A 23,424-nucleotide genomic window follows, 5' to 3' on the forward strand; every position below is an offset into this window, starting at 1 on the left:
AATTGACTTGAATTAGGAGGTAGTGAATATGAGTGATCAGAATGTAAAAGCAGCACAAAAATATTTAAATGCGATGTTTGGTGGACATAAGGATTGGGTAAAACTGGATGAAGATGGAAAGACCGGAACAGCCGTGATGCAGGGAATCATTCGTGCATTTCAGATTCAGAATGGAATCTCAACGATTACAGGAACGGTTGGACCACTTACTATTAATACCATGAAGAAGTTAGCCATTATTACAAAAATGGATCCGAATGATACTCCGCAGGTTAATGTATGCTTGATTCAGTGTGCTCTGTTTTGCAAAGGATATGCTGCTGGAGGAATTACTGGAATTTATTATACATCAGGAGTAAATGCAGTTAAAAAGATGCAGGAAAATGCAGGACTGGAAGTTACGGGCAAAATTGATTGGAAAGTTTGGTCTGGATTGTTATCCCTAAACTGGTTTACAAAGGTTTCTGGTGGGGATTCCAATATTGTTCTTATTCAACAGCAATTAAATAGTGACTGGTCAGATGTTATTGGTGTTGGACCTTGTGATGGAATTGCCTCAAGACAGACAATTTTGTCTTTAGTTGGTGCATTGCAGGCGGCTGAAGGAGTTACAACTGAATTAATTACAGATTTGAATTCAGTTAATTTTGGCGATGCAACAACAAATGCGTTTCCGGGTACATTACAGAACGGACAGAACTCGACGAAATATGTTCCATTTAATAAGATTGCTCAATACGGACTATATTTTAACGGATATAATCCGGGAAGATTCGATGGCGTGTTTGATTCGACTACAGAGTCAAAGGTGTCAGAATTTCAGGAGTTTTATGGTCTGACAGGAATTGGACTTGTAACAAAAGGAAAAGTAAATGTTTCTACTATGAAATCATTGCTTACGAGTAAAGGCGATACAAACAGGGCAGCAAAAGCGTGTGACTGTGCAACAGTATTAAATAAACAACAGGCATTAGATATAAAAAATGCAGGGTATACTCATGTAGGACGTTATCTGACAGGTTCTGTTGGAAAAGAACATACACCGAAATATTTGACATCAACAGAAGTGAAAAACATTGAAAATGCAGGATTATCGGTATTCCCGATATATCAGGATGGAGGATATGAATTAAACTATTTTAAGGATCCGTCCCAGGGAAGTGTTGATGCACAGACAGCAATTTTAGCAGCCGAGAGAATCGGTATACCAAGTGGAACGACTATATACTTTGCAGTGGATTTTGATTGTTATTCATATCAGATTGATACATTTATTATACCTTATTTTGAACAGATTCACATGATCTTTTTCAGTTCGACAAATGATAAAAATTATAAAGTCGGCATTTATGCACCAAGATATGTATGTACTAAAGTTTATGAAGCAGGATTGGCAAGTAAATCATTTGTGGCAGATATGTCAACTGGATTTAGCTGTAATTTGGGATATTCGATGCCGAAGAACTGGGCATTTGATCAATTTTGTGAGTTGAACTCATTTTCTTCATCACCTTCGTTCCCACTGGATAAAGATGCATATTCAGGGAGAGATACTGGATTTAAAAAGTTCGATGCCGTATCGACAAAAACAGATGAGGAAATAGCGCAAGAAAATCTTCGGGCAAAGGTAAAAATAGCACGAAATCAATATGTCTATAATGTAATGGAGCCGCTTGGTTATCTGAATAAAATTATGGATGTGGGTGTGGAGTATGATAAGGAAATTTCACTGGGAACAATGATGAGTCCTCAAGGAGCAATTGATATTTCTACTAAAATATCCACATCGCTTGAAAGTTCAACTGGTAAAATTTATAATATAAAAGTGGATATAGGAAATGATGGAGAATTGACACAAACTTGCAAAAATCAAATTATGGAGATTTCATCAAATTTATCAGATACAGGTATAGAGGGAGCAGATAACTTTGGAAATACGATAGAAAAAATTGCTTTATCGGTTAAATCTGGTAATATTGCTTTTGAAATAAATAATGTTTTTGCCAATAGTGTAGAGTTTTCCATTGTATTTAGTACATCAGATTTGCTGCCAGAAGAGGAAAAAGAGTGGACAATATCGGTTGCTTTGATTTTTACAATGACATTAAATTCTAATAGTGGTCTTGAATTTAATGTTGTAGAATTCACAAAAGAGCATAGTAATATACTGGCAGGAGCCGTAATATTAGTTCTTGCGGGTGCATTAGTTGTAAATGCAATTCCGTCAATTATTGCTTTATTTTCAGCTGGAGCAGGTACTGTTTTTGGTTTGTTGATTCAAGCGCTGTAAATTGTAAAAGAATAAAAGAGACAATGGCCAGAGGTTCGATTTTATAAAGAGGACCTCTGGCAAAAGGGGGATTAAGAAGAATGCATATTAAATCAATTGTGTCAGATGAGGATAGGGAAGAATTAGAAAGAATGCTTTCGCTTGGGTTTATAATTCCTAATCAATTATTTAAAACAAGACAGAAAAGTAGAATGATTATCTATATTTTTACACCTGTAGAATTTTTACTGTCGATTAATTGTTATCTGTCGGAAAGTTATTTGATGTTTGGAATAGGGATTGGAACTTGTGTGGCTTGTGTGGCTTGGATTATTTGGTATCAAATGATTGGTAAAAATTTTGAAAAAAATGTTCATGAATTTGTCTGGGGTAGATCAGGATATGAAACGGTGGATATCGATGAAAACGCAATTAAAATAGATGAAGATCAAATTTATGAATTTAAAAATATTGATAGAATGTTCTTATATAAAAACTTCTTTTTTTTCATAACAAATGAAAAGAAAATATTTATATTTAAAACGACAGATATGGAGTCGGATGAACTTATAAAAATTATTAAAACAACAGGGATTTTATTTGAAAAAAAAGAAAAACCATTTAATATTTATAAGTATTGTAAAAAAGGAAAAAGTTTTTAAAAATAAGCAGAGGATGGTGGATTTATCATCCTTTTAGAGAAGAGCATGTATTTTAAAGGGAATCTGGTTTTGCAGGTTCCCTTTTTGCCATCAAAAACGTTGATGTTTTATCAAATGACGCTAAAAATAAAAAGAATAATGCAGGGGGTGACATTATTAGTTATCGCTGTAATATTTGGATAAAATATAAATAAAACATAAAAAATATAAATAAATTATAAAATGGCGACAGTTTTTTCTTGTTCAAGTGTTTATTATATAGAGGACAAAATAAGACAGCAAAGGAAGTGGTGCTGTTGCATCGGAAAAATGACACAAAATTAGTGATGTCCATTCGGGAAAAGAATTGAAGGGGATTCTTTTCCCCATTTGTCGTGTTACGAAAGACTGAGGGTAAGAAAATATGCTAGAACTTGCAATCTGTGATGATGACATCATCCTATGTAATTGGTTAGAACAGAAGCTGCTCCATTATGGGAAAGCGAATGACTGTCAGATATCTATAGAAATATACTATTCTGCGGAGCAGCTTCTTAACAGGCTGGAAGAAGAATCCTACGATATGTTATTCCTTGATAAGTCCTGATCCCGGCGAACCAGCGTACCGAAGATGGAAACAGCCCGAAAGAGCAGCTTGCCTCTCTGGTAAAAGGCGGTTCCAATGCCAAAGGATACACACTGACAGAGTATATCAACGATATCAATCGCGAGAATACAGAAGTCCTTGCAGAGTATGGAGCAGACGAGAAAGTACGTCAGGCTTATACTTATGGAGAAAGTGGAATCGGAGAACGGGTAAGCGTTGATAAATCGGAAGAAAGCAGTTATTATTTATATGACGGAAGAAACAGCGTGACCGGAATCCTGACCGAAACAGCTAATCTGACGAACAGTTATCAGTATGATTCATACGGTAACCTTACATCAGGAACAGCAGACGGTGTCAATTACTACGGTTACAATGGGGAGTCCACAAATGTAAAAACAGGACTTCAGTATCTGCGGGCAAGATACTATAACGCAGAGAACGGAACCTTTACAACTGAAGATAGTGACCTTGGAACGACAGAAAATCCATTGACCAGAAACCGCTACGATTATACGACCAATAATCCGCTGAATTACAGTGATCCGACAGGACATTCATTGTGGAGCAGGATTAAGAGTACAGCTAAAAAAGCAGCGAAAGCAGTCAAGAGTGTCGGCAAGAAAATCGTTAATACTGCGAAAAAGGTAGTCAAAACAGTAGTAAATACAGCTAAGAAAGCAGCAAAAACTATTGTTAACACAGTGAAGGGGGTAGCAAAAACTGCCAAAAATGCAGCTAAACATGCAAAACAGACATATCAATCTGTGAAAAATCGTGTAACCAGTAGCAGTACATATCAAAAGATCACATCCAGAGGAAGTCAGTTTATTCGTTCTGTAAGCAATGGGGTACAGAAAATTGGAAAAACTTATACATCTTTCAAATCCTATGTTTCAGAAAGAACGGCAGAAATCCGCTCAGAAGTGGTACGACATATGTGTACGACAACAAATCGTATTACAGATAAGCTTGGAAAAGTAGACTGGAATGCGGTGAAAAAAGTAGCCATTGGTATAACTGCGGTTACAGTTTCTGGTCTTGTAGTTGCTGCAACAGGCGGTTTGGCTGCAGGAGCAGTTCTGGCAGCATTGCCAGCAATGGGTGGCTTAGGAACGGCGATGGTTTCAGGAGCAGTTATTGGAGCTATTGGTGGAGCTTCATATAGTGCAGTGAATTCAGGTTTGTCTGGAAATAGTCTGAAACAAGTAGCAAAAGATACGTTAGTCGGTGGTATTGCAGGAGCAGTGACAGGTGGCGTTATGGGTGGCCTTAGTTATGGGGCTGGGAAACTTTTGAATGTAGTAAGGAGTGCAGGAAGTACCCATAATGATGGGATTGATAAATCGTTTAAAAAATTGGTTGCAGAAGTAACCGAAACAAAATTGCCAGAAGGCACTTGGGAAAAACCACCATTAGAGCGAGGAGATATTATTGACAAAGCTATGGGAAATAACTTGGGACACAATTTCCCGACCATAGATAAAGTAGAAAATGGTGTTGTGACTAGTGTTAAAAGCCGAGACTTAGGTGCAAAGACTTATCAAAATGGTAATAAATTGGAAAAGGTAATTGTCAAGGACATTAATAAAGTTTCAGGATTTATAGGAGAAACATTTAATGGTAAATTTGTTAATGCGGAAGAAATAGTGGGTAGACAATTACAAGTAGTTGTTCCAAATGTAACATTAAGCGAAGCTCAGATAAATGCAGTTAATAATGCTACAAAACATGGTATTGATAAAGGTGTTAAACTCATTATTACAGTAGGAAAATAATAGCAAAGTAAATAGCTTAAGGGGAATATTTTATTCCCCTTAAGTAATAGAGAGGAGAAAACGGATATGATTTCTGTATATTATAATCAAAAATATGGTTTCTTAATTGTGCCTAATGCCATTGAAAGGTTTATGGGATGTTATATTTCTATCGAACCTACAATTGAAATTATGGCTGAAGAAACAATAGATAAGATAGGCTGTGCAATTAGAAAAGGAATAAAAATTGCAGAAAGTTCCCCAAAAGTAGACGAATCTCAATTAAACAATTTTTGGAAACAAACAAAATATAAAAGTTTTCCAACATTTTCCAAGAATTATCAAAGAATTGATTTGAAACAAAATGGAGATGAATTAGAAATTAGAAGATGGGAACGGAATAATAGAGGGGGATATTCGCGAAAAACGGAAGAAAAAGATTATATTAATTTTATAGAAATGTCGGATTATGAATTGGGCTTGTTTATAAAAAAAATGTTTGAACCATGTGAAATTAGAATTGATGAAACAGAAAGATTTGAAACATTAGAGGGGAAAATAATTAGTTATTCGATTCCAAATGAGCATTATAAAAATATTGGTGATGGTCATACAGATTCTTATATGACATATAGAAATGAAGATTATGATAAGTTGTATATTTCTTTTTTGATAGGTGATGGAACTGATTGTACAGATGAAGTAAGCATAAAAAATCATTACAAAAAAATATACAAGCAAATGTCGAATATTAAATTTGAAAGTAAATGTAATAAAAAATATGTACATTTTTTAACAGAAAATGGAGAAGTATTGCTGAGTTTTATTGATAATGGTTATGTGGAGTTTTTTATGTGCATTCCATATAATATTGAAAGAAAAGTTCAAAAGGAGTCAATAGAACAGTATTTAAAAATGTTATTTTCGATAAAAATTGAAGATAAATAAAGCGTGAAGGAGAGAATATGCAAAAGAAGAATTGTGTTTTGTGCATAAGTATAGGAATTATAGTATGTATATTGTTATCAGCTTGCTCCAGACAACCAGACTTTGATGCCAAATCCTACGTCCAAAGTTCTCTTGATGCACACTATCATGGAGAATATAAGGACTATGCGAATCTGTTAGAAATCTCGGAAAAAGATGCCAAGAAAGAAATCGAAGAGGATTTTAATGAGAGTATCCAACAGCAATTTGATGATTCCGATAACATTACGGATAAAGGAATTGCTGATTATGCGGAAAAACTGACAGAAGTAAAGAAACTGGCAAAATACAAAGTACAAGATGTGAAAGAAGAGGATGGAGTCTATACAGTAAGTGTACAAGTTGAACCATCCAATGTATTTCAGACATTGCAACAAAGCTCTACAGAGGTAAGCAATGAAAAAATAAAGCAGGGATTGGATGGAAATGATCCGGAAGTCTTTGCAGCTGTATTAACAGAAAGTGTCCAGAAGAGTCTTGAAAAGAACAGATATGGAAAAGCTGTTACTGTAAACGTATCCGTGGAAAAAGATAACTCAGGAAAATATGGTCTTTTGGATACAGAGATGAATAAGTTGGAAGCAGCGATGTTCCCAACAGAATAAGAATGAATGGAAAGCTATCAGAGGAAAAAAACTGGTAGCTTTCTTTTAAACTCCAAGACAAGAAAACTTGTTAAAAAAGCTATTGTAATAGTAGAAAAATTATAATAAATAATGGATGACAAGAGTCTTTTATTCATTATGAGAAAAAGAAGGAATCTCCTATGAACCAACAAGAAATATTCACGTAAGATGGAAAAAAGTGCTGTAATCGAAGAGGTTGCAGCATTTTTTTCTTCGACATTTTTCGAACATTATAACGTACCTATCCGGTCACCGCCATGCTCCGATTTGATTTCTATATCAAAAATCAGATCGGAGGAAAGATAAATGGCTTATAACAAGACAAGTGAAGAACGAAAGTGGAATTATTGGAAAGAACAGGAAGAAAAGAAATTGCGTGAACTGGGAATGGAAGAAGAGAAGATCCAAAAGCTGCGCCAGATGGACAGGGAAGACTTTCTGGAAGAGCGCAGATACCGGGAACATCTGGATGAAACGATGCAGGATATGGATTCCATAAAAGAAAAGGACAGCGAGCTGTTTGCAAGGGATGTAAAGGAGCTTCTGGATCACATAGGTGATAAGCGAATCTATGAACTATTGAAAGAAACGGAGCATCAGACACTGGAAATCCTCTTACTCAGTACATGGGGATATTCTGGAAGAGAAGTTGCTAAGATTATGGGAATGGCAGAACAGACGATTTATACCAAAAGAAACCGTTTGAGAAAAAAATTAAAAAATTTATCAAAAATTGAATAATTATGGCGTTTTTCGTCGGCTATTTAATAGGCAGGTAAATTTTGCCAGTGTACTTTGACAACCTCATACCAGCATTACAGGTACGTTCCCGTAAGTAGAAGCGTGGCAGGAAGACGCGAGGACAGATGAAAAGGGCATGGAAGAAATTAGACCAGAAAGTGAGAGGCAGAGTTCTTTTGTGGCGTTTTCGTTTCGAGCGAATCATCTTTAACTGAAACAGGACCGTGGCGGTCTTTTGCGAGGATCACTTACGAGGGGATAATGATACATAGGAACTGCCAGTGAGCAGAGGATGGACTTTGGGTTGTAATCAGCAAGACTTTTAGAAAATCCGTGAGCGGTGCAATGCCAAGCATCCGCCTGTAATGTTCCCGTAAGGCAATGGGGGAGTCGAGGACAAATACAACGCCAAAAATCAAAAGTATAAGAAATCAAGGAAGAATGTGTCGTTGATATCAGATACATACGGCTGTAGGGAGAAATCCTTTACAGCCGTATTGATGTGATATCAGCACGCATATCAGGTAACAAATTATGTATTACACAAGAGAATATCTCAATAGAGCGCATCGAGAAATTGATACTATTTTCCGAGTGCTGTTCCCGGAACATGGAATGGCAGTAAGGGAAGAACAGATTATGTTATGCCACAAAATGCTGGATAACCTGCTGGGAAGAAACATAGCACTGTGTGACGCGGGTGTCGGTATCGGCAAGACGTATGCCTATCTGGTGGCCTGTGTTCTGATGAGAAAATATTCCCTCCTTGCAGAAGGATGTTCCCCTTATGAGCAGCGTCCGGTCGTGATATCCACTTCCAGCATTGCACTCCAGAAAGCAATTCTTACAGAATATATCCCTTTTCTCTCCCGGATTCTTCAGGAGAACGGGACGATTCAGGCCCCTATTAAAGCTGTGATACGAAAAGGGAAAGAGCATTTTGTCTGCGATGAGAGGTTGGAGCACCGAATCGTTGCAATCGAAGAAAAAAACAAAAATGCGTTGCAGAAAGAAGCTCTGCTGTCGTTGAAAGAACATTATGATATGGACGAAGTGTCCAACTTAAGTGGGTTTGACAGAAGGATGGTGAGTGTACCGAAGTTCTGTTCGGGAGACTGCCCGAAAAGAGGCTCATGCAGGTATCAGCAGTATCTGGAGCGTTCCAGAGATCATGAAATGTTCATTCAGATCTGTAATCACAATTATCTGCTGGCTGATGGTTATCACAGGCTGCAGGATTACCGCCCGTTATTAAAAGACTACCGAGCATTGATTGTCGATGAAGCACATAAGCTGCCGGATGCGGCAAAGCAGATGTTTGGGAAGAGCCTCTGTTATGACGATATCCGAGAAATCTGCTTTTATCTTGGGAATGAGTACCAAGGCCCGGAGATAAGAAAACTGTCCGGGACGATCCGGATGGTGCTGGACATCATAGGAGAAAACCACAGAACCAGATATGGGATAAAAGAAGAATTCCACATGACAGAAGAGTGTGCAATGTATTTATATGAGGGGATACAGACCATGAATAAGATCATAGAAAAATTAGAAAAGAAGATTCCAAAGTGGATCAGAAACAAGCTGGAAGAAACCAAAAGTGTGCTGGAATGCTTTTTCCATCAGGATAAGAAGTATGTGCTGCATCTGAAGCAGGACCATGACCACCGGATTATATTGTGTGCATCCAGCAGACGGATTCCACAGTATCTGGACCAGATGTTATGGAGCAGAGGAATGGGAGCGATTCTGACAAGCGGAACTTTAAAAACCGGACAGGGATTTTCCCACATTCGGAAAATGACAGGATTACAGAGAGTGCGGAGAGCCCGGGAATATGTGGCAGACTCCCCGTTTGAATATCAGAAGAACTGTCTGTTATATCTGCCAAAGAATTTGAAGACATGCAGAAGAGAAAGTCAGGAAGAGGCAGAGATGATAGCAGGCCATATCCATTCACTGATCTGTTCGACTTACGGGCATACGCTAGTGCTGTTTACATCTTATCATTTGATGGGAAACGTTTACCAGATGTTAAGGGATGAAATTCCGTTCCCGATGATAGAGGTGTGGAGACATTCACCGGAAGAGATCACAAGATTTAAACAGATGGACAATGCTGTCCTTTTTGCAGCCGGCTCCTGTTGGGAAGGAGTAGACTTCCCTGGAGATATGGTATCTTCGCTGATTATAGTAAAACTGCCCTTTGCTGTTCCTGATCCCATCAGTGAAGCACAGAAGAAGGAATATGCCAGCCTGAAAGATTATATTCAGGCAGTGATTGTTCCAGACATGCAGAAAAAACTAAGACAGGGATTCGGACGTGCTCTCCGCACCGAGACAGATACTTGTGTCGTGTCCATTTTAGACGAGCGTGCAGGAGAAGGTGGCAGGTATCATGAGGAAGTAATGTGTGCGCTTCCGAGCTGCAAGATGGCAAAAGATATCAAGGATGTCCAGCACTTTATTCGAAACCGGAAAGGCGTGGAATACTACCTGTAACCGTTCGTGGTTCTGCTACAGAAAAAGCAGATTTTGCACGAAAAGTTTGGTGGTATTTCAAGGGCGTTTTCGGTGGGATTGTTGGTATTGATGAATAGCTATTTCGGCATGAAGTGGGTATACTGTGTATAGCGTTAGAGGAAAGGAGGCAGCTTATGATATACAAGGTGGAAACGATAAAAGATGGAACAGAAAAATATTTTTTCATCAGAAATCTGGAAACAATGAGTATTGAAGAACTGCCAAGTAAATATCTAATGCATAAGATTAAATGTAAACGTTCACCAAATACAGTGAAACGCACAGCATTTTCAATCTGCTATTATATGAAATATATGGCAGAGAAAGAAATGGAACTCACAGAAGTCTATCAGTTAGATTATGAAAAACAGACAGAACACTTTGTGGAATTTTTATACTGGCTTAAAGCCGGAAACCATACAGAGCAAACGGCTGGAGAAAAGAAGTGTCCGAATGAAGGAACCTGCAACGCATACTTAAAAGATGTGTTCAGGTTCTATTTATTTATAGAGGCAGAATATGAACAGTACGGAAGTCTCAAAACCTTATCGTATAACCAGATTATAGCGGTTAATCAGGTGGGAGTAAAAAAGGTACTGCGGAATCATTCTTTTAAAGCCTATCTGAAGGAAGAGGAACATCGTGGGAGAACAGCAAAAGAAAATCAGATTATTACAATTTTACAGGCCTGTACGAACCGAAGAGATCAGCTTCTGTTACTTATGTTAGCAGAAACCGGATACAGAATTGGGGAACTACTGGGAGTAAAATATGTCAAAGATATTGATTATAGGAATCACATGATAAGGGTATGCTTCCGGGAAGATAATGAAAATGAAGCGAGAGCCAAAAATGCGGAATACAGAAGTGCCAAGATAAGTAATGATACGTTTGAATTTCTCATGGATTATCTGGCAAAATATCGGAAAATCCTGCAACATCAGGATTACCTGTTTGTGAATATCATGGGTGAGAACATTGGAAAGCCATTAAGAGTGGACAGTGTATATGATATGTTGGACCGAATGGAAAAGAAAACCGGAGTTAAAATCACACCCCACATGTTACGTCACTATTTTGCAAATATGCGAAAGCAGGCAGGATGGGAACTGGAAATGATCAGTCAGGCATTGGGGCATAAACATTTGGATACGACTATAAAGTATCTGGACTGGCAGGATGATGAACTGATAGAAGCAAGTAATGAGTTTTATGCACAACACACTGCTATTTATGGGGCGGAACGTCTGCTGGAGTAGGGAGGTGTGAGAAATACCTATATATTTATTGCAACAGGCAGAACACATAACAGAATCTGAAGTAGATATTGAGAAGAAAAAGCAGGAACTATATTCAGAAATTGATGCACTTGGAATAAAAAGCGATTCAAGAATTAACAAATTGAAAAAGTTCTTGGCAGATAGAAAAATCTGGCATCTGGAAGAAATGGATTATCCTTTGCGAAATTCGTATGAACAATATTTAAGAGGACAGATACGATCACAAATTGTATCTTTCTATTTGAAAATATATGATACGGTAAAACAACAACATATCTATCAACAAATGCAGACGCTAAATGGAAAGCGGATATATGAATGGAAATATCAAAATAAAATTTATTTTCTGAAGTATTATCCGGAAAAGGAAATAGCTGAGACCTTTGAAACTTCTTATAAAACAAACCTATTGGTGTGGGATTTTACACAAAATTGTTCAGAAGTTTTAAAGAAACAAATTTTTTATACGTTGAGTCGTATCATTGCCAATACTTCAATGTCTAAGGCTTATAGAAATGTCAGGTTAAAATCCTTAAAACTTCTTTATGATTCTTGTGTTCAGTTAAATATTACGGATATTGGATTGCTGGAAATGGAACAAGTGGAAACTATTTTAAAGAATTTTCCCGAAACGAGTCAACGAAGTATTTTAGGTGAATGCAGAAGAGATGCGTTTATGCAGCAGGAACAGATCCAATGGGAAGCAAATGTATGGTATCTGGAACGATTACATCTTGGAAAACATCGGATAGACGAAAGTAAATCCTTAATTAGCATTTCTTTTATGGAAGTCAAGGAAATACAGAATCGAGAAATTTTACAGGCATACATGAAATATGAACTGGGAATTACTGGACAGGCAGTCAGCACGATTGTACGAAGATTTGTATGTATTAGAAATTTTATTGAACTGCTGGAACAAGAAAAGATACTGGCGATTCATGCAACTGTCGCAGAAGTAAAAAAGTATGCAGACGGCTTGCGAGAACGGGGAATACAGGCAAAGGGATTTAATGAAAGAATTTTCGGTATCGGTCATTTTTATAAATTCATGGAAGTTAAACAGTATATTACAAGAATGCCATTCCGAATTGAATATTTCCAACAAAAAGAAGTAATAGTACATCATGATCGTAGCGTTGAGGAAACAGTATATATGGAAATTTTGAAAAAATTATATCTTTTTCCAGAGCGATTACGATGTATGTTCCTACATCTGTGGTGTCTAGGATTACGGGCGAGTGAAGTGTGTACATTGAAAGGAAATGCTTATTATCAGCAGGGCGAGGATTATTGGATTCAGGTGTATCAGGTCAAAATGAAGAATTATAAAAGGATTCCAATCCCACAGGCACTTTATCAGATTATGAAAGTATACTTGAAAAAACATGAAATTCAGCCTGAAGAATTCATTTTTAAAAACAGCAGAGGTGGTGCTTGTCTATATGGTACATTCCGAACTCAGATGATAGAAGCGTGCCGGGAAAATAAGATTGCAAATGGAGAATATTTATTTCAATCACACGATTATCGACATACAGTAGCAACTATGTTTTATGACAGTCATGTATCACTGCAAAGTATCAGGGATTATCTTGGACATACTTATGAAGAGATGACAAGACAGTATATTGATTATATGCCGCAAAGGATTGCAAAAGCAAATGATGAGTTCTTTGAAATGCAAGGAAGTAGTTTAGCATCATGGCTAAAGAAAGAGGAAAAAGATGGAAAATGATATTATATACTTCAGCGATTTCCCCAATTTACAAGAAACAGGGACACGTAAGGATAATGGAAAATTTGATTTAACGTTGCTTCCAACGCAAGAATTAAAGGAAGAGTTTCGAGGTTATATTATGTATCGCTGCAAAAACGGAACGTTTAGAGCATTGATTCAGGATCGAACAGCTTATAATCATATTGCAAAGTTTTTGAACAGCAGAATAAATCGGAGAATCAAAAGCCTTGGAGATAGAAATCCAGAAAAATGGATATCACTTTTAAAAGGCTGGATGTTAGAACAGGGAATAACTATTGTAAAAGAAAAGAAGAGTGTGTATGGTACAGTAAGCTATGGCGAAGCAGTGACGATATTATATTTCAGAAACGTACTGAAATTTTTAGGGCCAGAAGATTTACGGGATGAGATAGAAAAAGATGTTTGGGAACTAAAAAATCTGGATATTAAAATCAGATCCAATCCAATTTATAATGTAAAAACACTGGATTTCAGAAAAATATATCAGCCAGATATCAGGGAAGAATGTAAGAAAGCTGTTTATATGAATCTGCAGTATGAAGCAATAGGAACTGTACAGGGAGAATTGACAATAATGAGGATATTCTCAGAATATCTCCAAAAAGAGTATTCCAAAATAAAAAGCTGCAGTGAAATAGACAGAGAAGTGTTGGAAGAATTTTTGATACATCTGTCAACAAAAGATACTTCCCATAGTGCGAATAGTTCTTATGTAATTTCATTAAGACGACAGTTAGAGACAATCGGAAAAATTTACAGCTATGAAAGATTGGAGCATTTATTTATTAATACGGATATTCCACCGGAAGTAAATGCAGAATTTAGAGTGTATTCTGATGATGAAATGAAACGACTGAATGCGGAAATTACACAGATGGATGTACAGATTGCAAGATGTCTTCTGATACATCAGATGCTTGGAACTAGGATATCAGATACCCTTACACTGAGACCAGATTGTCTGACGAGAGAAAATGGCCAAGATATGATTGAAATATATCAAGTTAAAACTAAAAGATATAAAAAACCGATCAGTAAAGAACTTGCAAAACTGTTACAGAGTTCTATTGAATATACACAGGAAAAGTTCGGTGATACAGAATACATATTTGTTAATGAAAAAGAACCTGACCGCCCGATGCAGTATATGGCTATAAAAACAAAAGTCATGTCCATGATACAGGAAAAGCAGTTGAAAGATGATCATGGCGAATTATTCGGGTTTGGAACGCACATGTTCCGGCACTACTATGGCGTCAAACTTACAGAAATGCATCTGGATGACTGGACGATAGCGAGACTATTGGGGCATAAAAGACTGAATAATGTACAGCATTACCGGAAAATGAGCAATCAAAGAATGGCAGACGAAACCAGAGAAGTAAGACAGAGGATGAGTGACATCATATATATGAGTCTGGCAAGATGGGGTGAAGAATATGAGCAAATACGACAAGATGATTGAGGAAAATCAGAGAAAAAGTAAAGAGAAAATTGAACTGGCATTGCAAGCAATACAAGATATGCTGGCAAATAAAGAACGTATCAGCGTTCCAAAGCTGATGAAGAAAACTGGATTGTCGAGAGGATTCTTTTATAAAAATCCAACCGTCCGGGATACATTGAACCAAGCAGTAGAGCAACAGGCCGGAATGATAGATCCAAGAAGAGAAATTCTGAACATGGCGATGGAAAAACAGATTGAACTGTTGAACCAGAAGGTGGCAGCTCTGAGCAGAGAAAATAAGGAACTGAAGAGAAAGAACGAAAAGTTACAGAAGGCATTACGGAAACAGGATTTGAATTTTATTAAGAACTTATAACATTGAAAATAATAAGATGGAAGAGATGTGTGCAGACACATCTTTTCATCGTTGAGGATAAAATATATAGAATGAGAATGGGATTGTTTTATGGTATACTAAAAGTGAAATGCTAACTTTGATATGAGGTATAAAACAATATGACAGAAATACAAATTAAAAATTTAATTAAAGAATATGAAAAAGAATATATTGAGTTTATGGAAATTGAGAAATTACCACAGTATAAGATAGATTTTTTTGAAATTAATGTTGAGGAAAGCGATGCAGCAGGATTCGCTTCAGCCGCCCAAGCTTACTATAATACGAAAACAGATGAACATATATTAAGGATATGCAAAAGTTCGGAAATACCAAGGTATATTGTGTTTCATGAATTTACGCATATTTTAGATACGGAAATGTATGCAAAGCAAGATTCTTGGAAATATATGGCTTTGTCTGGTTATACAGAATATCATGCAGCACAAGTTGAATTGATGATAATGTTAGGAGCAGATAGTATACAAACTCAAGATTTTTCATTTACAGTTGATGTTGAAATAGGTAATAGTACAGTTAGGAATTACCTAAACTCAAGACATCAATTAGTAGTGAATATGATGAATAGAACAGATTTTCCAAGAGATATTGAAGCATTAAAAACAACGGTAGGTGTGCTATATAATTATTTTGGAGTGCGTTCTATATGTAAAATGTATGCGAAAGATTATACTGAAGAAGTGGATAACACAATTATTATTCAGAAACTTTCAAAAGTATTATTTGAAGAGATAAATAGCTTTATGGTTGGATGGTTTAATGAAGCACAAGTAGAGCTGAGCTTTGTGTCATATATGAAAATAATGTGGCCTATGCTTCAAAGCTATTTTGGAAAAGAATGAAAGATAGTAACAGTAAACACAGTTTTGTATACAGTTAAACCCAGTAAAATCAACGCATGAGGGGAACTGGCTACATTTTAAATGAGTTAACAGCAGCATCTCTTGCCTTGCAAAAAGAAATCCGAGAGGAATTACACACAGAAACCAGGGATGTTGAAATACCGTGTGAATATGGAAATATAAAAGCAAGGGTCTATATCCCGGAAGGTGAAGGTCCATTTCCATTGATTTTACATTATCATGGGGGTGGATTTGCAATTCGTGATATCGAATGTTTTGAGTTTATCAGTCAATATTACTGTATTCATACACCAGCAGTGATTGTTACACCGGAATATGATCTGGCACCAGAGAAAAAGTTCCCGACTCAGGTAGAACAGTGTTACGCGGCTTTGTTATGGGCCAGAGCTCATGCAGAAGAATACCAAGCGAATCCAGAAAAAGATGTGGTTACAGGGGACAGTGCCGGAGGTAATTTATCCACAGTTATTTCCATGATGTGTCGGGACAGAGGTGTGCGGATGCCAAAGCTTCAGATACTGGCTTATCCAGTGGTTGACAATCGAATTGGCATGAATAGGGAATCTGAAAAATTATATGGAGAACATTACAATTTAGATTTGAAACATATGGAATCCTATACACTTGCCTATGTGGAAAAGGAAGAAGATATCTACAATCCGTACGCTTCTCCATTATTGGCTGAATCATTGGAAGACCTTCCGCCATGTAAAATAATTTTTGCACAATGTGACTGTCTGGTAGATCAGGGAATGGAGTATGTGATGAGATTAAAAGAAGCAGGAGTTCCGGTAGAATATGTGGTGTATAAAGGTGTACCACATGATTTTATGTTCTATGGATTTCCAGAATCTTATGCAGCATATGAACAGGTGTGCAAATGGATAAATGAATCGGTGAACAAGTAGATGATAAGGGGACGTGAAAAAGAGAGTATGAAACTTTTTCTGTAAAATAATGTTTATAAGGTTCTTCTATGATACAATAAATATCATTAGGAGGGCCTTTTATTATGGCAAGACAAAAGAAACCTGTACATCGTGTACAAATGACAGAAGGAAAACGAAACATCATCCATCAGCTCCTGGAAGAGTACGATATCCAGTCTGCAGAAGACATTCAGGATGCGCTCAAGGATCTTTTAGGCGGCACCATTAAGGAAATGATGGAAGCTGAAATGGATGATCATCTTGGTTACGAAAAATCCGAACGCTCAGATAATGATGATTATCGCAATGGTTATAAGCGGAAACAGGTCAACAGCCGGTATGGCTCGATGGAAATCGAAGTGCCACAGGATCGCAAATCAACGTTTGAACCACAGGTTGTAAAAAAACGTCAGAAAGATATTTCCGATATTGATCAGAAGATCATTTCCATGTATGCCAAAGGAATGACTACCCGGCAGATTTCCGAAACCATCGAAGATATTTATGGCTTTGAAACTTCTGAAAGCTTTATTTCTGATGTGACTGATAAGATCCTGCCACAGATCGAAGACTGGCAGAACCGGCCACTGGACGAGGTCTATCCCATTCTCTACATTGATGCAATCCATTATTCTGTAAGGGATAATGGCGTGATCCGAAAGCTTGCTGCTTACGTGATTCTGGGAATCAACACGGAAGGAAAAAAAGAAGTTTTAACCATCAGTGTTGGCGATAACGAAAGCGCAAAATACTGGCTTTCCGTTATGAATGAACTGAAAAATCGTGGTGTCAAAGATGTATTAATCATCTGTGCCGATGGTTTAACCGGAATCAAAGAAGCGATCGCAGCAGCTTTTCCAAAGACGGAATACCAGCGCTGTATTGTACACCAGGTAAGAAACACGTTGAAATATGTCCCGGATAAAGACAGAAAAGCCTTCGCTACGGATCTGAAAACCATTTATCAGGCCACAGATGAAAAGAAAGCTCTGGTAGCCTTAGAGCGTGTAACAGAAAAATGGACACCGAAATATCCGAATTCCATGAAGCGCTGGAAGGATAACTGGGACGCAATCTCGCCGATCTTTAAATTTTCAACGACGGTCAGAACGGTGATTTATACTACAAATGCTATTGAATCCCTGAATTCTACCTACCGGCAACTGAATCGCCAGAGAAGCGTATTTCCAAGCGATACAGCTCTATTAAAGGCACTGTATCTTGCCACATTTGAATCTACGAAGAAATGGACCAGTACGATCCGCAACTGGGCACAGGTGTATGGTGAGCTGAGTATTATGTACGAAGGACGCCTCCCAGAGTAACGAATAAACAGGCGAATAAGACGGGCGGAAAACCGCCTGCTCTTGACATGCCATTCAACAACTGTTATATATAAAACAAGGGTGAGAAGCCTGATTTTCAGGCTTGCCACCCTTGCATATCATAGAAGAATCTTATTTACAGACTTTTTCTCACAGTCTCGACGAATTGGCCACAGCCTCTCCCAGTGAATATCTGACGAAAATGTCGATACAAGTGTTTTAACCCTGCCGCTTCATCGCGTTTCCTCCGCACTGCCTTTACATTTCTCATAAGCAAATAGCGCCGCTCCCAGCGCACCGCAGAGCTGCGCCTCATCACAGATATAAAGTTTAGCACCAAGCTTCTCTTCCAATGCCTGGATGATACCCCGGTTCTTCGCCACACCGCCGGTCATCATATATTCGCCTGGATGATCCTTTCCAAGGCGGGCTGCCAACGCGCCGACTTTTGAGGCAACTGACACATTTAAACCGTGGATAATATCTGTCACATCCTTATTCTGTGCCACCAGCGACACGACCTCCGACTCTGCAAACACCGTACACATGCTGGAAATCACGATATTATGCTTCCATTCCAGCCCTTTCACGCTCATTTCCTCCAGGGAAAGTCCCAGCGTTTTCGCCATCATTTCCAGAAAACGTCCCGTTCCGGCGGCACATTTGTCATTCATCAGGAAATTTTTCACGGCTCCCTGCCCGTCGATGCTGATCGCCTTGATATCCTGCCCGCCAATGTCGATGATAGTGCGGACATTCGGATTCAGATAATTTGCGCCCTTGGCATGGCAGGTAATCTCCGTGATGCTGTCATCCCCGCTGTCAATGTAGGATCGTCCATATCCGGTCGTATCGATCCGCACAATCTCCTCTTTCTTAATTCCCGCTTTCTCAATCGCCAGATCCAGACTCTTCTCGGCGCTCATCATCGCACCGCCGCCGGTCGGAATAATCATCGTCGATTTAATTTTTCCATCCTGATCCAGTATGACCACATCAGTACTTGTCGAACCGCTGTCGATTCCCGCTACATAAAAAATGCCCGACTCCATCTTCTTTCTTGCCTCCTCACTGATACCTTTTCCCGGATCCATATCCTCTGATCCCTCGATCGTCTCCTCAAATGCCTGAATGCGCGTCAAAAGCTGCCCCGCGCTCTGGCTCGTAAAATCAGTCTCAATCTTAAGGAGCGGAACCTTGATATCCCGCTTGATACTCGCATACTCAAATCCATAATAATCACAGAACTTGATCGTGTGATAAATAATTCCCTTTAAATTCGGATCCAGATACAGACGGTTTCTGCGGATCGAACGGTTCATGCGGAAACACGGCATCTGTCCCAGCAGGACGTCCGCGTAAGAAAGAAACAGCTCCTCTTCCTCCATATTCCACATTTCATCCTGTACGACCGACAGTTTCCGACCACCCGTACAGGTCAGATTTTCCACATCCATCTGGATATTGTCCCGGATCATATCCTCCAGAATGCCGCTGACCCGCACGCCCAGCACACCAATGTACGGCTCCGTGTTCATTTCCGGCGTAATAAAGGACTTGATAAAAGCGCGTTTATCAAACACTTTCCCGGAATATGCCTCATATGCCTTTTTAAGCATCCGGATCGTGCCCGCAAATTTCACTTTTTCACATTCATTATCATCATGCGGCAGATCCAGCATATATAAAAACTTACATTTTCCCGTGCTCTCCACGATATCGTAAACGCGCCGCATCGAATCGCAGCAGTTTACCAGCACCAGCTGCTCAACCTTTCCTTCCAGCACTGCCTGAATGACCGATTTTCCAAAGCCGCACAGATTTGCATGTGCAATTTGATCAGATTGTTCGAAATTTTCCGGCATTTCCTCCAAAACAGAACATTCTTCTCCAAACCCCCGGAACAGCTCGATCGGGGTGTACTTACAGACGTAATAAATCATGCGTGTTTCTCCTCCTTGCCCTTTTCCAGCATTTCCACAAACGCCTGAAGCCGCGTCGATACTTGACCGTCGCTGGTATTGGCGGGGTTGCAGCCGTCACCGTCGAGAATCATCGTCGGAAGTCCTGTCTTTTCTAAGGACTGCTTAATCAGGCTGGATGCACCAATCGTTCCCTTACAGCCCCAGTGGGCAAATAAAACAGCACCATCCGATTCCGTGATTCTGGCAAGTCGTTCCGCTTCCTCAATTCTCTGTTTCACACTGCCATTGTAAATGCAGTGGACCATTTTCTCTGCCATCGCCTCATACGGGTCTTCCGCATGCATCTCCTGAAAACCATCTGCGATGAAATCACAAGCGCGGATGTGCATTTTCTTACTATAATTAAAAATATCCTTAACCGGCTCCTGTAAAAATGGCATGATGTGCATCCAGATTACCGAAAGACCATCTCCCCTCGGTGACATCCGCACATCGCGCAGAAGTTTTTCCGTATAGGTAACCGCCGTCTCTGAGCCAGCCATCAGATGGCACATAAAAAGCGCATACAATTCATTCGTCAGAGAGGTCACTGGGTCATGCGCACACCGCAGGGCAAGCTGTTTTTTATAATTCGCTGCCGCTTTCCGGCTGTTATCTACCGCACTCCGCACTGTTTCCTCCGAAATCCGTCTGTCCGTCGTCTCCTCCAGAAACCGTTTTAATTTCCGCAGCTGATCCGCCACATACAGAACCGATTCCCGGTTTTTCTCATACGGAACATCAATATAAAAGCCTGGACATTCAAATTTATCCTTTAAATACGGAAACGTCATCATATTTCCATCACACGCAAGGTTCGTATAAATCATGCAGTTCGGTTTTGGCAGAATCCCCGTCAGCGCCGCCCCCAGAAACACCCTGTGGTACGAACACATCGTCTCCGGAAATCCTTCTTCCTCCGTTTTCCGAAGAAACGTCTGCTCACACTTCGTTCCCGCCATAAAACAGGACATCGCCTCCACTGAGTACGGCGTCAGCCCTGCCGCCATCACCAGCTCTCCCGGCACAAATATGCTGACCATCGCCGCATTCTCCGGTTCCGACAGCGACTGAATGATATTTTTCATAACCACCCGCGCCACATACTGTCCCGACGACGGCAGCCCCCGATCCGGCAAAAACTGAAGCTTCTTTTCCTGCAGGCGGTATCCCGCAAGAAGCAGCCGACGCGCTTTTTCCGGATCCTTAAGCGCCTGGCTGCTCACCCTATTTCCAAATTTTTCAATTACATCCATTGTTCTTTCTTCCATTCTTTTAAGTTCATTTTTCTGTCATATCGCCCTGATGCAGATGGATATAGTTCCGCGCCTTTGCAGGCAAACGGACATTCTTTATTATAGTCAGTTGGATGGGAATTGTAAATATATCGGATATGAATGAAAAGTCTAATCCCCCAGCTATGCTGGGGAGAATGGAATAAGTGGAGACGGTCCAAATGGACAATAGAAGTTTATCACATACCCGATGGAAATGCCAGTATCACATAGTATTTATACCGAAATACAGAAAAAGAATTCTGTATGGAAGATTAAGAGAAGATGTGAAGGAAATCATAAGTACATTATGCAAGTACCGAAAAGTGGATATTATAGCGGGTGCAGTATGTAAGGATCATGTAAATTTAAGCGTAGCAATTCCGCCGAAAGAAAGTATTTCAGATTTTATGGGATATTTAAAAGGGAAAAGCACGCTAATGATTTACGACAGACATCCAGAGTTGCAAAGCAAATGGGACAAAAGAGAAATGGAATATTAAAGTAGCTGTATTAATTCCATCAGTTTTATTTGGATTAATACATATTATAGGAATGGATTTTTCCATTATAACTAGCCTGTTGGTTCTTATTGTAGGAACAATGGTGGGAATAATGTTCTCAATGGTTGCTATTGAAAGTGGTTCTGTTTGGAACAGCGGAATTGTCCATTCACTTTGGAATATTTTAATTATTGGCGGCGGTTTATCAATAAGCGAAAAGGCAGATGAATATTCGGTTATGACATATGTACTTGATTCAAAAGACTTTGTTTTCACTGGTGGAGAATTTGGAATTGAATCATCAATTATTGCACTATTAGGTTATGTTATAGTTACTTTAGCAGCAATATGTATGATTAAGAAAAAAAGCAAAAGTGTAATAAGTATCAAAAAACAAAATCCAGTTTGTTGAACTGAATCCGAAAAGCATTAGGGCGCAGAGGAGATAGAATCCTTTGCGTAAAAGACTAACGAACATATTTAATGAAACATCGGAACCATCTTCTTTTTGTTGTCTACCTATAATAACGATTGGAGTAATCGATTATAGACACTGCAATCAAAAAAATCTGAAACTATATTTATCAGCATTACATAAAAGTGTGTAGATGCACATAAAATGGGAATACATATTGAAAATCAGGTCGTTCTGTGATAGAATCTCATTACTAAAAAGTGTGTAGATACACGGAAATGGGGAGTGTAACGATGGAGATTAAAAGAGACGCTTACCTACAGCAGCTGATCGAGCGAAAAGATAATGGAATGATAAAGGTGATTACCGGCATTCGTAGATGTGGCAAATCCTTTTTGCTGTTTACCATCTTTAAGAGATACTTACTGGAGAACGGCGTTGATGTTGATCATATTATTGAAATTGCATTGGATGGTATTGAGAACGAGGAATTAAGAGATCCCAAGGTATGCTTCAAGTACATCAAGGATGCCATGAAAGACGACGGGAAGTATTATCTCCTTTTGGATGAAGTGCAGTTCATGCCACGATTTGAGGAAGTGCTGAACAGCCTGCTCCGCATGAGCAATATTGATGTGTATGTCACCGGAAGTAATTCCAAGTTTCTGTCCAGCGACATTGTGACCGAGTTCCGTGGCAGAGGTGATGAGATTAGAATCTATCCTCTCTCCTTTGCAGAGTTTTATTCTGTCTATGACGGCGATTATGATGATGCCTGGGATGACTACATGATCTACGGAGGATTGCCGCAGATCGTAAGTTTCCAGAGCGAACGACAGAAAGCGGACTATCTGAAGAACATCTTTGCAAATGTCTATCTGAAGGATGTTATTGAAAGAAATAAGATTCAGAACGTGGATGAGATTGGGATTCTGGTTGATGTGCTTGCATCACCGACCAACCCTTCAAAGATTGCCAATACCTTTGCCAGTGAGCGCCAGATGATTTATGCTAATAAAACCATCTCCAAGCATATCGATCATTTGACAGATGCCTTTTTGATTTCCAAGGCAAGCCGATACGATATTAAGGG

The 23,424-nt window shown here is 38.9% G+C and carries 19 protein-coding genes and 1 pseudogene; 18 read left to right on the forward strand and 2 right to left on the reverse strand.

The genetic code is table 11. From position 1 onward, the window contains the following. Window positions 1-28 precede the first annotated feature (28 nt). From PGQ38_RS13495 to PGQ38_RS13565, 15 genes are all read left to right on the forward strand, one after another. Window positions 29-2,290, forward strand: a complete 2,262-nt coding sequence (locus tag PGQ38_RS13495; RefSeq protein WP_007884642.1) for a glycoside hydrolase domain-containing protein — start codon at window positions 29-31, stop codon at window positions 2,288-2,290. 80 nt (window positions 2,291-2,370) lie between these two features. After that, the gene (locus PGQ38_RS13500) at window positions 2,371-2,931 is read left to right on the forward strand and encodes a hypothetical protein (protein ID WP_006426967.1); all 561 of its coding nucleotides are present in this window, start codon (window positions 2,371-2,373) and stop codon (window positions 2,929-2,931) included. Between the two features lie 403 nt (window positions 2,932-3,334). Continuing rightward, window positions 3,335-3,517 (forward strand): hypothetical protein, encoded by a 183-nt coding sequence (locus PGQ38_RS13505; protein WP_225877016.1) that lies wholly within the window; start codon window positions 3,335-3,337, stop codon window positions 3,515-3,517. Window positions 3,518-3,783: 266 nt separating this feature from the next. Beyond that, window positions 3,784-5,295, forward strand: a complete 1,512-nt coding sequence (locus tag PGQ38_RS13510) for an RHS repeat-associated core domain-containing protein (protein WP_242972160.1) — start codon at window positions 3,784-3,786, stop codon at window positions 5,293-5,295. A 66-nt stretch (window positions 5,296-5,361) separates the two neighbouring features. Beyond that, entirely contained in the window at window positions 5,362-6,222 is an 861-nt protein-coding gene (locus tag PGQ38_RS13515) for a contact-dependent growth inhibition system immunity protein (RefSeq protein WP_007884653.1), read from the forward strand. Between the two features lie 17 nt (window positions 6,223-6,239). Then, window positions 6,240-6,866: a hypothetical protein gene (locus PGQ38_RS13520; RefSeq protein ID WP_007884654.1), complete on the forward strand. Its 627-nt coding sequence runs from the start codon at window positions 6,240-6,242 to the stop codon at window positions 6,864-6,866. A gap of 327 nt (window positions 6,867-7,193) precedes the next feature. Then, window positions 7,194-7,628, forward strand: coding sequence for a helix-turn-helix transcriptional regulator (locus PGQ38_RS13525; protein WP_007886453.1), 435 nt, complete (start codon window positions 7,194-7,196; stop codon window positions 7,626-7,628). A 534-nt stretch (window positions 7,629-8,162) separates the two neighbouring features. After that, window positions 8,163-10,130 carry an ATP-dependent DNA helicase gene (locus PGQ38_RS13530; protein ID WP_101885229.1) on the forward strand — a complete coding sequence of 656 codons (1,968 nt, stop codon included), beginning with the start codon at window positions 8,163-8,165 and terminating at the stop codon, window positions 10,128-10,130. A gap of 155 nt (window positions 10,131-10,285) precedes the next feature. Next, entirely contained in the window at window positions 10,286-11,410 is a 1,125-nt protein-coding gene (locus tag PGQ38_RS13535) for a tyrosine-type recombinase/integrase (RefSeq protein ID WP_270432107.1), read from the forward strand. A 28-nt stretch (window positions 11,411-11,438) separates the two neighbouring features. Beyond that, window positions 11,439-13,169: a tyrosine-type recombinase/integrase gene (locus PGQ38_RS13540; RefSeq protein WP_007886448.1), complete on the forward strand. Its 1,731-nt coding sequence runs from the start codon at window positions 11,439-11,441 to the stop codon at window positions 13,167-13,169. After that, a complete protein-coding gene (locus PGQ38_RS13545; RefSeq protein ID WP_006426955.1) occupies window positions 13,159-14,658 on the forward strand; it encodes a tyrosine-type recombinase/integrase in 1,500 nt (499 codons plus the stop codon). The genes PGQ38_RS13540 and PGQ38_RS13545 overlap by 11 nt, the downstream gene beginning before the upstream one ends. Continuing rightward, complete coding sequence (locus PGQ38_RS13550; protein WP_015513361.1) at window positions 14,633-15,016, forward strand: DUF6262 family protein; 384 nt, start codon at window positions 14,633-14,635, stop codon at window positions 15,014-15,016. Before PGQ38_RS13545 ends, PGQ38_RS13550 begins: the two co-directional genes overlap by 26 nt. A 140-nt stretch (window positions 15,017-15,156) precedes the next feature. Next, on the forward strand, window positions 15,157-15,900 hold the full coding sequence (locus PGQ38_RS13555; RefSeq protein WP_006426953.1) for a hypothetical protein: 744 nt from the start codon (window positions 15,157-15,159) through the stop codon (window positions 15,898-15,900). A 107-nt stretch (window positions 15,901-16,007) separates the two neighbouring features. Further along, a complete protein-coding gene (locus PGQ38_RS13560) occupies window positions 16,008-16,829 on the forward strand; it encodes an alpha/beta hydrolase (RefSeq protein WP_270432109.1) in 822 nt (273 codons plus the stop codon). A gap of 104 nt (window positions 16,830-16,933) precedes the next feature. After that, window positions 16,934-18,175, forward strand: a complete 1,242-nt coding sequence (locus tag PGQ38_RS13565) for an IS256 family transposase (protein WP_270432111.1) — start codon at window positions 16,934-16,936, stop codon at window positions 18,173-18,175. 233 nt (window positions 18,176-18,408) lie between these two features. Here PGQ38_RS13565 and PGQ38_RS13570 read toward each other — a convergent pair whose 3' ends face one another. Next, window positions 18,409-20,118, reverse strand: coding sequence for an acyl-CoA dehydratase activase (locus PGQ38_RS13570; protein WP_204454922.1), 1,710 nt, complete (start codon window positions 20,116-20,118; stop codon window positions 18,409-18,411). Beyond that, window positions 20,115-21,410: a 2-hydroxyacyl-CoA dehydratase family protein gene (locus PGQ38_RS13575; protein ID WP_270432113.1), complete on the reverse strand. Its 1,296-nt coding sequence runs from the start codon at window positions 21,408-21,410 to the stop codon at window positions 20,115-20,117. Before PGQ38_RS13575 ends, PGQ38_RS13570 begins: the two co-directional genes overlap by 4 nt. 185 nt (window positions 21,411-21,595) lie before the next feature. On the opposite strand from PGQ38_RS13575, the pseudogene tnpA reads away from it, so the two are divergent. The 3 genes and pseudogenes from tnpA to PGQ38_RS13590 form a co-directional block, all read left to right on the forward strand. Beyond that, window positions 21,596-21,898, forward strand: a pseudogene (tnpA, locus tag PGQ38_RS13580) (IS200/IS605 family transposase); the annotation flags it as partial. 64 nt (window positions 21,899-21,962) lie between these two features. Continuing rightward, window positions 21,963-22,328, forward strand: a complete 366-nt coding sequence (locus PGQ38_RS13585; RefSeq protein WP_270432122.1) for a hypothetical protein — start codon at window positions 21,963-21,965, stop codon at window positions 22,326-22,328. 296 nt (window positions 22,329-22,624) lie between these two features. Continuing rightward, on the forward strand, window positions 22,625-23,424 hold an 800-nt coding region (locus tag PGQ38_RS13590; protein WP_270432119.1), incomplete at its 3' end, for an ATP-binding protein.

The organism is Blautia faecis (genome assembly GCF_027662325.1).
GTDB lineage: Bacteria > Bacillota > Clostridia > Lachnospirales > Lachnospiraceae > Blautia_A > Blautia_A faecis.